Origin of the sequence: Flavobacterium gyeonganense (assembly GCF_029625295.1) — a bacterium.
Lineage (GTDB): Bacteria > Bacteroidota > Bacteroidia > Flavobacteriales > Flavobacteriaceae > Flavobacterium > Flavobacterium gyeonganense.
In genome coordinates this window covers 840,120-854,616 of record NZ_CP121112.1, presented here as the reverse complement: position 1 = coordinate 854,616, position 14,497 = coordinate 840,120, and the positions used below count along the sequence as shown (strand labels likewise).

Genomic DNA, 14,497 nt, shown 5'->3' with positions numbered 1-14,497 from the left:
GATATATTGAAATCAAGTAAATTAGAATATATGGATATTATTTTTGCATCTAATGATTATTATTTAAACAGCTCAATTCTAAAATAGATATCTTATTAGTTGTGAGATATTTAAAAATTTTAATAAAATATAGATAAAAGAAGAGTTGTAGTTAAGAATTTAATGAATCAAACATATTGTCTTAAGATTATTACTAAAAAATGATTCGTTATTGATAATTAAAAAATTGTGAAATGACAAGACCCGCCGTAATAGTAGTAACATTTAACAGACCAAATTCCTTAAAACGAGTTTTATCTTCTCTTAGAAAAGCTGAATATCCAGAAAACGAGAATATAAATTTGATAATTAGTATCGATTATCAGGATTCTGATAACCATACAGAAGTTGTGAAAATAGCCGATGAATTTAGATGGCCATTTGGAGAAAAAAAGATTATCGAGCATAAAGAAAATTTAGGTTTAAGAAAACATGTAATTAGCTGCGGAAATTTGGTTAATGTTTATGATTCAATTATTATGTTGGAAGATGATATATATGTATCTCCTAAATATTATAGTTATTCGTTTAATTCTTTAGCATTTTATGGAGATAAGGATTATATAGGTGGAATATCACTTTATAAACATGAGAAAAACCCTAATAATAATAGGCCATTTCAACCTTTACATAATAATTTTGATGTTTTCTTTTTGCAATTTGCGCAATCTTGGGGGCAATGTTGGTCCAAATCTATGTGGTTAGACTTTATGAAGTGGTATGAAAATAGATTAGAGTGGAATAAGGATGAAAGAGTAGATTTGCCTGCATTTGTATTAGGTTGGCCAGAAAGCTCCTGGCTTAAGTATTATATAAAATATTTGTCTGAAACTAACAAATATTTTGTATACCCATATTTTTCTTTTTCAACTAATTTCCATGATGTAGGCACTCATAATAATGATGATGTAAATAATTCATGTCAAGTACATCTGGATATGTTTTCAAAAAATATGGATAGATTTCCAAAAATACATGAAGCTATTTGCTACGATGGTTTTTTTGAACTTCAGAACATTCAAAATTATATTTCTATTTCAGATCTAAAATGGGAAAATGATGTATGCGTTGATTTATATGCTACAAAAAAAAATTTAAAAAATAATAAATACTGGTTGACAACAGCATCTTTGCAATATAAAATTGTTGAATCCTATGGACTTAATCTTAGGCCTCATGATGCAAATGTAATAGCACAGAATCAAGGTAATCAGATCTTTTTATATGATATATCTATATCTCAGAATAATAAAATTAATTCAAATGTTGATTTAATTATAAATTACGATCATAATATTACTTCATTAAACAAACTTTTTGTATTAGTTAAAATGAAATTACTTAAAAGATTAAAATCAAAAATAAATGGTAGAAAAGGTTAAAAAAAACGTTACCATTTTATTACGTATACTTTCATCTTGTAATTCATTTTTGCTTAGCTGTCTGAAAAAAAACTTGCAAATTAATTCAACAAAAAGCATTTTCTATGCTAAAGTAATTAATAAGGGCAATTTAAAAATAACGATAAATTCAAGCAGGATTATAAAGTCAAATATCTTTTCTGATGGAAATAATAATACAATAGAATTTGCTGAAGGCGTACGAATACATAATTGTAAGTTTATTATAATAGGAAGTAATTGCACTATTAAAATTAAGGGAAATAGGATAATAAAAAATAGTAAGTTTGAATTATTAGATTCTAATACAAGTGTTGTTGTAGGAAATAATACTGGATTTAATAATAATAGGATTTTAGTTGCTGGTTTAGGAAATAAAATTGAGATAGGTAATGAATGCATTTTTGCAGAAAACGCAGAGTTATGGGCTTCTGATACACATTCAATACTAGATGTAGAAACCAATAAAAGACTTAATCCGGATAGGCCAATTATCATTGAGAACAATGTGTGGATTTGTAATAGAGTATTGGTTATGAAGGGAGTTACTATAGGGGAAAACTCTGTAATCGCCTCCGGTAGTATTGTAACAAAAGATATAGATAGAAACGCAATTGCTGCAGGAATTCCAGCTACAGTAATTAAAAGGAATATTAAGTGGGATATACAGAGGATGTAATAAAAGAAGGAGCAAGTTAATGCTATCTAACATAAAGAAGGATTAAAGGATAAAAAGAATGAAGCTTACAGTTGTTAATTTTGGGAATAGTGATTTTACTTTGCAACAAAGATGGAATTCATTTTCAGCGAGATATCTTGGAAAAGCAGATAACGTTATTTCTTACACTCCTGATGATATTAAAGATTACTTAGAAAAATATCCTGGTTTTAAAAAGTACACTAAAGGTTTTGGAAATTACTTCTGGAAACCATATATAATAAAAAAAGCACTTTTAGAAATTGAGGAAAATGATTTTTTATTTTATTCGGATAGTGGCGCTTTAATTCTAAAGGATTTGAAAATACTTGCTAAATTTTTAGATGATATACAGAAAGATATATTAGCTTTTAAGTTGCCGCTTATTGAAAAACAGTGGACTAAACGAGATGTATTTCTATTTTTAGATGCTGACTGTGAGGAAAAAAGCGATACAGCTCAAATATTGGCTACTTTTATTTTAATAAAAAAGACTTCTGAAGCAGTTAATTTTATTGATGAGTATACAACAGCATGTTTAGACGAAAGAATTGTAACTGATTTGGCTAATGTGTTAGGTAAGGAAAATTATCCAGAATTTATTGCACATCGCCATGATCAATCTATATTTAGTTTACTGGTAAAAAAATCCAATATTGTACAAGTTGAAGGAGATTTGTCAGACTACGGTTTTTTTCCAAGACAATACTTAAAAGGGAAAAATTGGGTATATGATGAAGCTTCTAAAAATTTAAATAATTATAAATTTAAAAATTATATTTTATCCAATAGGAAAGTACATCCGTTGAAGTACTTTTTAAAGTTTTCATTAAAGAGGTTTTTATTCTCCCTTAATTTGTATAAACGATGGTAAAATTAATTTACGATTCAGCAATAACAGGTCACCATTCTGAATATATTAGTCATTTAGTAAAACATTTATCTAAATTTCATTCTGAAGATGTTTATTATTTTGTTGTTTCAGAGGAGTTAAAAATTGCTTTTCCTGAAATTATTAGTGAATCAGAAGGATGCTCTTCAGTAGTATGGGAGTTTATTCCACAATCAGTAATAAAAAAGATACATGATTTATCATTACTAAAACGTTCTTTTGCTGAATTGGAATTAGTAGAACAATACGCAAGTAAGTTTTCTGTTAATGAAGTATTTTTATTGTATTTTAATATTTTTCAACTTGCTCTAATTTTTAAAAGACCATCCCCGAAATTAAAAGGTATTTTGTTTTTGCAGTTTTTAAGAATGGAAAAAGCAACATTAAAAGATAAATTAAAATATTACCGTAAATATTTAATAACTAAATTTTACAGTCGTAATCCAAAAATAACTAGTGTATTCATTTTAAATGATCAAAAAACGGTTGATTATTTAAATAATGAATTTAGAACAGATATATTTAAAATGCTTCCAGATCCAATTCCCGTTTATGATGAAGATAATGACTTTCAAATTTATGATTATTATAATATTCCTAAAAATAAAAAAGTATTATTGCATCCAGGTTCTATAGATCCTCGTAAGGGTACGTATGAAATTATTGATTCTGTTGATTTTTTAAATGATAAAGAAACTGAAGAATATGCAATTTTAATTGTAGGTAGAGCTAAACTTGATATTGAAAATGTCATTAGGGAAAAATTAAGCGCCTTACAAAATATAAATTTTACTATAGTTTTTGATAATACTTTTGTCTCAAACGAAAGACTAAAATCACTTTTTTTACAGTCTTACGCTGTTTTAATGCCATATAAAAATGCTGAGGCTTCAAGCGGTATTATGGGGCATGCAAGTATTGTAAATAAATGTGTTCTGGCACCAGATTCAGGATTGATAGGAGAACTAATTAAAAAGTATAAATTGGGTGTTCTTATAAATAAGCCAATTTCAATAGAAATTGCAAGAGGAATTGAAAGATTAGGCGAATATAGTAATGACGAGGCATTATCTGTAGAGTTTGCTTCTCAACATACTGTTGAAGTTTTTTCTACATCTTTATTGAATTAATCTTTAAATGACAAAAAAAGAAATTTTCACTTATTTAGGCATTTCATTATCCCTTATAGGAGTGCCGTTAGGCATGTATTTTAATTATTTATTTCCTTTTATAAAATGGTCACCAGTATTTATGTTTTTATCGGTAGCCTTAATATTATCATATAAGAATTTATTTGCAGGAAGGTTACCGTCTTTCAATAAATGGTTTACCATTATAATTGGATATCAATTATTAATGCTCCTTTATGGCTTATTTTCAGTTAGAATGAATTCTCAATATCTGAGCTTTCATATTTATATTATTCTACTAGTATTAGCTCTCGCTAGTAATAAAAATAATGCTACATATGATAAAATTATATTGTTTACTTTTTACATTTCAGCATTATGCACGTTTCTTGGGGCTTATTTTATTTGGAAAGGTCTTGTAACTGGAGAAGAAGCGTGGCAATTAAGACAAGACCAGCAGGATTATGCCCTTGAAGCTTTTACTATAGCAAATGGAGCAATAATTAATTATGCCTGTGTATTATGCTTACGTTTTAAAAATAAATTCATTAAAATTTTCTTATCAATTGTATTTGCATTAGATATATATGTTCTGTTTATGTCCACAAAAAGAACACCGGTATTTGTTGCTATAATTATAGCAATATCATACTTATATAAAACAGGGTCAGTAAATAAAACTTTAGTTCTTCAATATTTTAAAACTTTACTTTTAACACTCATTGCTTTTATTGCGGCTTATATTAACATTGAAGATTTGCAAAAAATTATTGATAAATTTACATATGAATTTTATAGTGGGGTGTTTAACATCTTTGGAAATACTGAAGTTAGGGATTCTTCTGGTTCTGCAATTGCCCGATATACTGCTCGGGAATGGGCTTATAACTATATAAATAATAATTTTGATTTTTTTAATTACATCCTAGGTGCAGGTTATATGACGAGATGGATTGATAATCCGCTTTTGCAATCCTTCCTTGATATGGGATTAATTGGGCTTTTTATGTATATCATGTTAATTTTAATTTTTCCCATTAAAAGTTATTTTAGCATAGCTAATATTCTTGCTCTTTTTGCATTTTTGTTATGTGTGTATAACATTATGGTATCTATAAGTTCTGGGAATCCATATATTTATATGAAGCATATTCCGATAGTTTTTTTAGCTTTTACTATGAACTTAAAAAAGAAAAAATATATAACGACTGGGACTATTAATAATTAGTAATAATCAAAAGAGCTTTTCAAATGTTCTAAATAAACACACTAATTTAAATTTTACCAAGTTTAATTTTTTTAATAGCGCTTATTTTAATAGAACAGAAAATAAATTAAAAAAAATAAATTTAAATGCATAAAACGGCAATTATTTATCATTATTTGGCATCTTATAGGCAACCCATATTTACTAAACTTATGGAGTCGAAGAAAGTTGAATTTTCGTTGTATTCAGGGACTGTAAGTGAAATTGATATAAAAAAGATAGATATTAATTTTTCCCAAACAGAAATTAAAGATGGCGGTTTACGTTGGTCTTTTTTGAATAATAAGTGGTTTTTAAAAAATAAATTCCTTTGGCAATCAGGGTTAATTAGCTTAATGAGTAATGGAGATTATGATTCAGTTATTTTCCTAGGATCACCATATCATATTTCTACATGGTTTGGTGCGATTATCGCTAAACTTAGACGAAAAAAAGTATTCTATTGGATGCATGGAGTAAATAAAGAAAAAATTACTTTTATTGATTATGTAAAATTATTTGTTTTCTATAAAATAGCAAATGGTTTCTTTTTATATGGAAAAAGAGCATATAATATTTTATGCAAGTACAAAATAAAGGCTAAAAAGGATATCCATATTATATATAATTCTTTAGATTATAAAAAAAGTGTAGAATATAGAAAAGTTATTTCAGAAATAGATATTTATAATTATAGAATCAAATATTTTAATAACAAAGATACACCTGTAGTAGTTTTTATAGGGAGATTAAACTTTATTAAGCGTTTAGATATGTTAATTGAAGCGCAAGGTTATCTTAAATTAAAACATAAAAAGAACTTTTTTAATATTCTTATAATTGGTGATGGTGAACAGAAACAAAATTTAGAAAATCTTGTTAAAAAAAATGATTTAGAAAAAAATGTTACTTTTTTGGGAGCTATTTATGATGAAGAAATTAATAGTAATGCATTAATGTATGCAGACCTTTGTGTAACACCAGGTGAAATCGGTTTAACTGCGATTCATAGTTTGGCATATGGTACTCCTGTTATTTCACATGATAATTTTAATATACAAATGCCAGAAGTAGAATCTATTCTTAAAGGAGTAAATGGTGATTTGTACAAGCATAATAATTTAGAGGACTTAGCTATTGTGATTGAAAGATGGCTATTAAAAAAACCTATCAAAAATCAACTTATAATGAATGAATGTTACTCTGTAATTGATGATTTTTATAATCCAGATTATCAATTAAAAATTTTTGAATCAGTATTGTGTAATTATAAAGATTAATAATTAATGGATATTATTTCTATATTGAAAAGGAGTGATTTTTTAGCGTACATATATAGGTTTTTTAAAAGACTTTTTATTAGGTATATATATGGTTTAAAAAATGTTGATAAGACATTTAATATAGGAGGAAAGTGTAGAATTAGTAAGGACTTTATAGCTCACGAATATTCTTACGTAGGAAATAATTGTTTAATTTACCCAGGTGTTTCGATAGGAAGATATACAATGTTAGCTCAAAATGTACAAATAATAGGAGCAGATCATAACTTTAATATTCCAGGAGTACCATCTACATTTTCCGGCAGGCCAAATTTAGAAAGAACGTTAATTGGACGAGATGTTTGGATTGGTGCTAATAGTATAATAATGACGGGTGTGCAAATTGGAGATGGAAGTATAATTGCGGCTGGATCCATTGTTACAAAAAATGTAGATTCATTTGTTATAGTTGGAGGAATTCCAGCAAAATTTTTTAGAAAACGTTTTGATTCTATTGATGATGAAAAAATCCATTTGGATATGCTCAACGGCAAAGTACTAAAAAATGTAAGGAATAAACCAGTTAAAATCGGTTAACTGAATTCATGAAATTTATTTTAGATGTCATTATTTGGCAATAATAATTACAAATATAAAATTTCAAAATCTGATGAGCTTGTAGATTAATTTAGTGTTTAAAATAATCCTTTCTATTTCAGTGTTTATCTTAATGTTTGAGAAAATTTCGGCGAAAAGATAAAATTTATAAAAAAGGAAATAAAGCTTTTTAAATCGATTAAAATAATTTTGATGTCGAGATATGTGTCAATTAATTCATTTAAACTTTAAAAAAAATATTAATGGAAATTCCTAAATACATTGATACTATACCTAAGTCAGACAAGGCTTATAGATTACTCTGGCGTATAACATCATTATTTTTATTCAGACCTTTTTCATTGCCTTTTTTCAATGGGTGGAGAATTTTTTTATTAAAACTTTTTGGAGCCAAAATTGGTAAATATTGCAATATCTATGCATCTGCTTATATTCCGTCTCCAAAGAATTTAATAATGGGCATCCATTCTACATTGGGTCCTCAGGTAAAATTACATTTAGGTCATACTATAATAGGGAACAAAGTGACAGTATCTCAAAGAACCTATTTGTGCAGTGCAACGCATGAAACCACTTCATTAAATGTTCCTTTGGTTACTGGAGAAATAAGGATTAATGATTTTGCATGGGTTGCTGCCGAAGCTTTTATAATGACAAATACTGTTATAGGTGAGGGAGCTATAGTAGGTGCACGAGCTGTGGTAGTGAAAGATGTGGAAGCCTGGACAATAGTAGCAGGAAATCCGGCTAAGTATATTAAAAACAGGATAATAAAAGATTAATTTTTAAAAAAATTAAAAAGGAATGATTTCAATATTAATACTCACTAAAAACGAAGAGCAAGATTTACCTGGTTGTTTAGCATCCGTAGCCTGGAGTGATGATATACATGTTTTTGATTCTTTTAGTGATGATCAGACTGTAACAATTGCTCAAAATGCCGGAGCAAAAATTACGCAGCGTATTTTTGATAATTGGTCGGCACATCAAAACTGGGGTTTAGCGAATATAAAATTTAAATATCCATGGGTACTTTACATTGATGCAGATGAAAGAGTTTCTGAATCTTTATTAAACGCCATAAAAGCACTAAAACCGGATAATAATTCTGAATTTGTTGCATATGAATTGAGAAGAAGAGATTTTGCATGGAACGGTAAGTGGCTTAAGCATGCACAGATGTCACCTTTTTATCTGAGACTGTTTCGTCCTGACAAAATGCGCTATGAAAGATTGGTAAATCCGGTTTCGATTCCTGATGGCCCAATTAGTAAAATTGAGGGATTCCTAGATCATTATCCATTTAGCAAAGGATTTCGGTTCTGGATTCAGCGTCATTTGAGTTATGCTGATATGGAAGCTCTGACAAGAGTAAAAGATTTAGATAAAGGAGTTACTTTTTCTATAAGAAAAGCTTTGTTTGGGAAAGATTTTACAGAAAAAAGATACCATCAAAAAGGGTTATTTTACAAATTACCGGGACGTCCCATAATTAAATGGTTTTATATGGTACTAGTAAGAAGAGCTTTTTTAGACGGAAGCGGGGGTTTAACTTATGCGACTTTACAATCAATTTATGAATATTTTATTGTCTTGAAGAGCAATGAATTAATTAGTCAAAAAAGAGATAAAAACAATTCTTAAATAATCATAATTTATGAAGGTTTCGGTTATTACAGTTTGCTACAATAGAAAAGCAACTATTGAACAATCAATAAAGAGTGTTTTAGATCAGGATTATCCAGACATTGAATATATAGTGATTGATGGTAATTCATCAGACGGAACTCAGGATATTATTAGTTCATATTCCGAAAAAATTACTAAATATATTTCAGAACCTGATAAAGGGATGTATGATGCTATAAATAAAGGATTGAACCTTGCTACTGGAGATGTAATAGGTTTAATGCATTCTGATGACGTTTTTTATGATACAGATGTAGTTTCTAAGATAGTACTTGGTTTTAAAAATAATCCTAATGTAGATGCTATATATGGAGATGGTATCTATGTTACAAATGATGATGAACAAAAAACAGTACGGAACAGAATTGGCGGTGAGTATAAATTTAATAAATTGAAAGCTGGTTGGCTGCCTTTACATCCTACTGTATACATAAAAAAAACAGTATTGGACAAATATGGTAATTATAATTTAGACTTTAAAATAGCTTCAGATACAGAATTTTTATTGCGCTATTTATATAAATATAAAATAAATATTGCCTATCTTAATTATTATATTGTGAAAATGCGAATGGGAGGTCTGAGTACGGATTACAAAAGAGCTTTTAAAATTTTAAAAGAAGATTATAAGATTTATAAATTTCATCAGATGGGTGGATTCAAGGTCGTTTTCCAAAAAAAGTATTAGCGCTATTGCAATATGTTAAAAAATAAGAATTATGAATAATAAAAAGTTTTTTTCAATTTTATGAAGATTTTAGATGCCTTATCACGTCATCGGTTTTCCCGTTATTTTAAACTTTTGTTTGTACTTTGGGATGTAATACTTCTGAATTTTTCTATTGTTTTGTCATCTTGGTTACGGTTTGGAAATTTGGATAAACTTTTTTTAAAAGAAGTACAAACAGTTTCTTTTTTATCCAATTTAATCTGGATTGCTTTATTGTTACGTAATGATTCCTATCGCATTGTTAGGATAGAGCCTCTTGAATCTATTTTAAAACGGACGACAAAAAAATTCATTTTTCATATTGCTGTAATTGCTTTTTTTGTACTTTTTTTAAAATACTCTCAGATTTCAAGACTCCGATTGATGTATTTTTATGCCTGCTTCTTTTGTTTGTTAATGTTGTCCCGATTTTTATCCATGGAGGTTTTAAAGTATATCAGGGCAAAAGGATATAATTTTAAAAACGTAATTATTGTAGGAGCAAATGATACAGGAGAAAGAATGCGAAAAATATTATCAAAAGATTTGACCTATGGTTATCGTTTTTTGGGATTTTTTGATGAAAAAGTGGATCCTTTTGCTTTTATTTCATCTCCTGTATTAGGAGGATTTCAGGATATTGAAAAATATTTAATTTCTCATCAGGTAGATGAAATGTATATAGCATTGCATATTGATAATGTGAATGTCATTCATAATCTGATAAAAATTTGTGAACACAATATGGTTCGAATTAAATTTATTCCTGATTTTCAGCTATATACAAGATCAAGCAAGGTTGAAATTTCGTTTTATGAAAACACACCTGTATTGATGTTTCGCAGAGAACCATTAGAATACACTGTAAACAGATTATTAAAAAAAGCATTTGACATTGTTTTTTCTCTAGGTGTAATATTGTTGATTTTCCCATGGCTATTTCCAATAATAATGATTCTGATTAAAATAGAATCACCTGGTCCTGTTTTCTTTAAACAAGAACGTTCTGGCCGTGACAATGAATCCTTTTTTTGCTGGAAGTTTAGAAGTATGAAGGTTAACAAAGAAGCTGATAAATTACAAGCCGGAAAAGGAGATCAGCGAATTACTAAATTTGGGGCTTTTATTAGAAAAACAAGTATTGACGAATTGCCACAGTTCTTTAATGTTTTTTTAGGCGACATGTCTGTAGTAGGACCACGTCCACATATGGTTAATCATACAAAACAATATACTGATCTGATCGGGAATTATTTAGTTCGCCAATATACAAAGCCAGGGATTACAGGCTGGGCTCAGGTTAATGGTTACCGTGGTGAAACCAGAGAATTGATTGATATGCAAAACAGAGTAGAGTATGATATCTGGTATATCGAAAATTGGAGTATTTTGTTAGATATTAAAATAGTCATTAAAACGGTAGTTAATATATTTAAAGGAGAGGAAAACGCTTATTAATTGTTTTTGCTTGTGATTTTATTTTAAAAGTAGTAATTTAACTTTGTAAACAATTAAATATGTTTCGTTTCCAATCATCAAATTAAATAATAAAATTAAAGTTATAGCTTTATATTTGCGAAATAAATCCACAATTCTAATGAATTTAAATTCTTCTAATTTTTTAAATAAAAGCATCCTTTTTATGCTTTTATCTTTGTTTTTTTCCTGTGCCTCTAAAAAAGATATTGTTTACTATCAAAATATTGACGGAATCAATGCTTCACAAAATATAGCTTCTTACGAAGTTAAAATACAACCAGATGATTTATTGATGATAATAGTTTCTGCTGAAGATCCGGAAATTGCCATGCCATTTAATTTAAGTTCTGCGGCAGTTCCAAATCCTTCTAATTTACAAGCTGCATCAGGTCAGCAAGTTATGCAGTTTTATTTGGTTGACAGAAATGGAAATATTGAGTTTCCGGTTTTGGGAAAATTACAAGTGGGAGGCATGACAAGAACAGAAGTATTACAGTCTTTGAAGGAGAAAATAACGATTTATATTAAAAATCCAATTATTAACATGAGGATTATGAATTTTAAGATTTCACTACAAGGAGAAGTTAATATGCCAGGGATATATTCAGTTGAATCTGAAAGAATTACTTTAATTGAAGCTTTAAGTAAGGCAAGAGATTTAACAATTTACGGTAGAAGGAATAATATATTAGTTATAAGAGAAATTAATGGTGTGAAATCATATAACAGAGTCGATATTACCAAAGCTGATTTTATAAATTCTCCCTTTTACTATTTAACACAAAATGATATTGTATATGTAGAACCGAATAATACCAGAGTAAATGCTTCAGCAGTGGGGCCTAATACTTCTGTAATCATATCAGCAATTTCTATTTTAATATCACTTTCTGTTCTGCTATTTAAATAAAAAATAAACAAAGACACAAGACAAAATGCAAGATTTTTATAATGAGCCTATAGAGGATGAGATTAATGAAGTGAATCTTCGAGAACAATTGGATAAATATTTAATTCATTGGAAATGGTTTGTTTTAAGTGTTATACTTTGCCTTATTTTAGCATTCTTATATTTACGATATACGACACCAAGTTATGAAGCGAGTACATCTATATTAGTGAAGGATGAAAAAAAAGGCGACATGCTTTCTGAATTATCTGCTTTTTCAGATTTAGGATTAGGTGGTGGTTCAGTAAATAATGTGGATAATGAGATTGAAATTTTAAAATCAAGGACATTAGTTGAATCAACAGTCAAAAAGCTGAATTTAAACATTACTCTTTTAGTTGAAGGAAATGTTGTAGATCGTGATATTTATGGTAACAGCCCAATTAGTATTTATTTTCTTAATAAAACCGAGCTATTTGATCAGGCGAATGTAACGTTCAAATTAGATTTATTGTCTAGAGATAGTTTTTCCTTAGAAAATGTAATTATGGATGAAACTATGGTAGAAAATGTTATTTTATCATCAAAAAAGCAGTTTAAATTTGGTGAAAAAATCCCTACAACTATAGGGGTGTTAATTATTGGCAAGACGGCATTTTATAAACAAAATTATATTGGAAAAGATAAACCAATTAGAATTATAATTAGTCCACTTGAGAATGTAACAGCAAGTTTTAGAAACAGATTAAATGTACAACCAATAAGTAAAACAAGTAGTGTAGTTAGTATCTCTATAACTGACCCTGTTCAAAAAAAGGCTGAAGATTTTCTTGATAATATGATTCAGATCTATAATCAGGATGCAGCTGAAGATAAAAATTTTATTTCTGAAAATACGTCTAAATTTATTTCAGAACGTTTGACATTAATCACACAGGAATTGGATGGAGTTGAACAGGATGTAGAAAGTTTTAAAAAATCAAACCAGTTAACAGATATAGAATCTGAAGCCAAACTTTTTATTGAAGGTTCAAATGAGTATGATAAAAAAGGTATTGAAACAGAGATTCAGTTAAATGTGGTTTCGTCTTTGCTTGATTTTATGAAAAAAAGTACGAATGCGGATTTATTGCCAACTAACATTATAGCAGAGAATGGAGACGCAGGCGGATTAATTACGTCTTATAATAAATTAGTTTTAGATCGTAACCGGATTTTAAAATCGGCTACAACTGAAAATCCTTCGGTAATAAAATTAGATCAGCAGATATCATCTTTAAAAGCTAATATAGCTGCAAGTTTAAAAAGAATGCAGTCTAATCTAAAGATTCAAAACCGTGATTTAAAAAGTCAGGAAAGGATTTTAAATAGTAAAATTGGTAAAATCCCAGTACAAGAACGTCAATTCAGGGTAATCGCAAGGCAGCAAAAAGTAAAAGAAGAACTGTACTTGTATTTATTACAAAAACGTGAAGAGACAGCTATTTCATTGGCAGCTACAGAACCCAACGCCAGAGTTATAGATGCAGCAATGGCGAATAAAACACCTGTTAGCCCAAAGAAAAAAGTTATCTATCTAGTAGGATTGTTAGTTGGCCTCTTGATCCCCTTTGGAATTATCTACGGACATGATTTATTAGATACAAAAATTAAAAGCAGACTGGATCTGGAGGGTAAAACGCAAATACCTTTTATTGGGGATATCCCTACTTCTGATGATGCAAATGAACTGATCAAAACTGAAAGCAGGACAAGTTCAGCAGAGGCGATACGTATTGTCAGGACAAACCTTGAATTTATGTTGACAAATGTTCAGGATGGTCTAGCAAAAACTATTTTTGTGACCTCTACTTTTCCTGCAGAAGGTAAAACATTAGTATCAGTAAATCTGGCTGCTACTTTCGCATTATCCGGAAGAAAAGTTTTACTGATAGGAATGGATATTAGAAATCCAAAATTTATGGATTATTTTGCAATGCCAAATTTTGGTTTAACTAATTATTTGTCATCAAATGATACAGATATAAACAAATACATTATTAAGCATAATGACTATCAAAATTTCTACATATTGCCATCTGGTGTAATCCCACCAAATCCTGCAGAGTTGTTGATGAGTAAAAATGTAGATACTCTATTTGAAACATTAAAAAAGGAATACGATTACATTATAGTAGATACAGCTCCTGTCAGTTTAGTAGCTGACACATTATTGGTGGCTAAAAATGCAGATACTTTTGTATATGTAATGCGTGCGAATGTTTTAGAGAAAAGAATGTTATCTATCGCAAATACATTTTACAGAGAAAAGAAATTGCCAAATATGTGTATTGTGCTTAATGATACTGATTCGACCAAAGGATATGGCTATGGTTATGGCTATGGTGTTAAAATAGAAAAAAATCATGGTTTAGAAAAATCAAAAAAGATATAAGTTAAATATAGTC

General features: G+C 28.7%; 13 protein-coding genes. All 13 read left to right on the top strand.

Annotated elements, in window-relative coordinates:
* The first annotated feature begins 233 nt into the window (after window positions 1-233).
* The 13 genes from P5P89_RS03540 (at window position 234) to P5P89_RS03480 (ending at window position 14,484) form a co-directional block, all read left to right on the top strand.
* Entirely contained in the window at window positions 234-1,421 is a 1,188-nt protein-coding gene (locus P5P89_RS03540) for a glycosyltransferase (protein ID WP_278010769.1), read from the top strand.
* Window positions 1,405-2,118: an acyltransferase gene (locus P5P89_RS03535; RefSeq protein ID WP_278010768.1), complete on the top strand. Its 714-nt coding sequence runs from the start codon at window positions 1,405-1,407 to the stop codon at window positions 2,116-2,118. The genes P5P89_RS03540 and P5P89_RS03535 overlap by 17 nt, the downstream gene beginning before the upstream one ends.
* Window positions 2,119-2,176: 58 nt before the next feature.
* A complete protein-coding gene (locus P5P89_RS03530; RefSeq protein ID WP_278010767.1) occupies window positions 2,177-3,010 on the top strand; it encodes a hypothetical protein in 834 nt (277 codons plus the stop codon).
* Window positions 3,004-4,158, top strand: a complete 1,155-nt coding sequence (locus P5P89_RS03525; protein ID WP_278010766.1) for a glycosyltransferase — start codon at window positions 3,004-3,006, stop codon at window positions 4,156-4,158. Before P5P89_RS03530 ends, P5P89_RS03525 begins: the two co-directional genes overlap by 7 nt.
* Before the next feature lie 7 nt (window positions 4,159-4,165).
* The gene (locus tag P5P89_RS03520) at window positions 4,166-5,386 is read left to right on the top strand and encodes a hypothetical protein (RefSeq protein WP_278010765.1); all 1,221 of its coding nucleotides are present in this window, start codon (window positions 4,166-4,168) and stop codon (window positions 5,384-5,386) included.
* Window positions 5,387-5,511: 125 nt separating this feature from the next.
* Window positions 5,512-6,684, top strand: a complete 1,173-nt coding sequence (locus tag P5P89_RS03515; RefSeq protein WP_278010764.1) for a glycosyltransferase — start codon at window positions 5,512-5,514, stop codon at window positions 6,682-6,684.
* Between the two features lie 6 nt (window positions 6,685-6,690).
* The gene (locus P5P89_RS03510) at window positions 6,691-7,263 is read left to right on the top strand and encodes an acyltransferase (protein WP_278010763.1); all 573 of its coding nucleotides are present in this window, start codon (window positions 6,691-6,693) and stop codon (window positions 7,261-7,263) included.
* A 263-nt stretch (window positions 7,264-7,526) separates the two neighbouring features.
* Window positions 7,527-8,066 carry an LbetaH domain-containing protein gene (locus tag P5P89_RS03505; RefSeq protein WP_278010762.1) on the top strand — a complete coding sequence of 180 codons (540 nt, stop codon included), beginning with the start codon at window positions 7,527-7,529 and terminating at the stop codon, window positions 8,064-8,066.
* A 22-nt stretch (window positions 8,067-8,088) separates the two neighbouring features.
* Window positions 8,089-8,928, top strand: a complete 840-nt coding sequence (locus tag P5P89_RS03500; RefSeq protein WP_278010761.1) for a glycosyltransferase family 2 protein — start codon at window positions 8,089-8,091, stop codon at window positions 8,926-8,928.
* Between the two features lie 13 nt (window positions 8,929-8,941).
* On the top strand, window positions 8,942-9,661 hold the full coding sequence (locus P5P89_RS03495) for a glycosyltransferase family 2 protein (protein ID WP_278010760.1): 720 nt from the start codon (window positions 8,942-8,944) through the stop codon (window positions 9,659-9,661).
* A gap of 60 nt (window positions 9,662-9,721) precedes the next feature.
* Window positions 9,722-11,140 (top strand): undecaprenyl-phosphate glucose phosphotransferase, encoded by a 1,419-nt coding sequence (locus tag P5P89_RS03490; protein WP_278010759.1) that lies wholly within the window; start codon window positions 9,722-9,724, stop codon window positions 11,138-11,140.
* Window positions 11,141-11,279: 139 nt separating this feature from the next.
* Window positions 11,280-12,071: a polysaccharide biosynthesis/export family protein gene (locus P5P89_RS03485; protein ID WP_278010758.1), complete on the top strand. Its 792-nt coding sequence runs from the start codon at window positions 11,280-11,282 to the stop codon at window positions 12,069-12,071.
* Between the two features lie 25 nt (window positions 12,072-12,096).
* Window positions 12,097-14,484: a GumC family protein gene (locus P5P89_RS03480; RefSeq protein WP_278010757.1), complete on the top strand. Its 2,388-nt coding sequence runs from the start codon at window positions 12,097-12,099 to the stop codon at window positions 14,482-14,484.
* Window positions 14,485-14,497: the final 13 nt, after the last annotated feature.

Bases quoted from the DNA above. Each gene is read 5' to 3' on its own strand.
- P5P89_RS03480 (WP_278010757.1), top strand. From the start codon at position 12,097: ATGCAAGATTTTTATAATGAGCCTATAGAGGATGAGATTAATGAAGTG.
- P5P89_RS03485 (WP_278010758.1), top strand. From the start codon at position 11,280: ATGAATTTAAATTCTTCTAATTTTTTAAATAAAAGCATCCTTTTTATG.
- P5P89_RS03500 (WP_278010761.1), top strand. From the start codon at position 8,089: ATGATTTCAATATTAATACTCACTAAAAACGAAGAGCAAGATTTACCT.
- P5P89_RS03525 (WP_278010766.1), top strand. From the start codon at position 3,004: ATGGTAAAATTAATTTACGATTCAGCAATAACAGGTCACCATTCTGAA.
- P5P89_RS03490 (WP_278010759.1), top strand. From the start codon at position 9,722: ATGAAGATTTTAGATGCCTTATCACGTCATCGGTTTTCCCGTTATTTT.
- P5P89_RS03505 (WP_278010762.1), top strand. From the start codon at position 7,527: ATGGAAATTCCTAAATACATTGATACTATACCTAAGTCAGACAAGGCT.
- P5P89_RS03510 (WP_278010763.1), top strand. From the start codon at position 6,691: ATGGATATTATTTCTATATTGAAAAGGAGTGATTTTTTAGCGTACATA.
- P5P89_RS03535 (WP_278010768.1), top strand. From the start codon at position 1,405: ATGGTAGAAAAGGTTAAAAAAAACGTTACCATTTTATTACGTATACTT.
- P5P89_RS03520 (WP_278010765.1), top strand. From the start codon at position 4,166: ATGACAAAAAAAGAAATTTTCACTTATTTAGGCATTTCATTATCCCTT.
- P5P89_RS03495 (WP_278010760.1), top strand. From the start codon at position 8,942: ATGAAGGTTTCGGTTATTACAGTTTGCTACAATAGAAAAGCAACTATT.
- P5P89_RS03515 (WP_278010764.1), top strand. From the start codon at position 5,512: ATGCATAAAACGGCAATTATTTATCATTATTTGGCATCTTATAGGCAA.
- P5P89_RS03540 (WP_278010769.1), top strand. From the start codon at position 234: ATGACAAGACCCGCCGTAATAGTAGTAACATTTAACAGACCAAATTCC.
- P5P89_RS03530 (WP_278010767.1), top strand. From the start codon at position 2,177: ATGAAGCTTACAGTTGTTAATTTTGGGAATAGTGATTTTACTTTGCAA.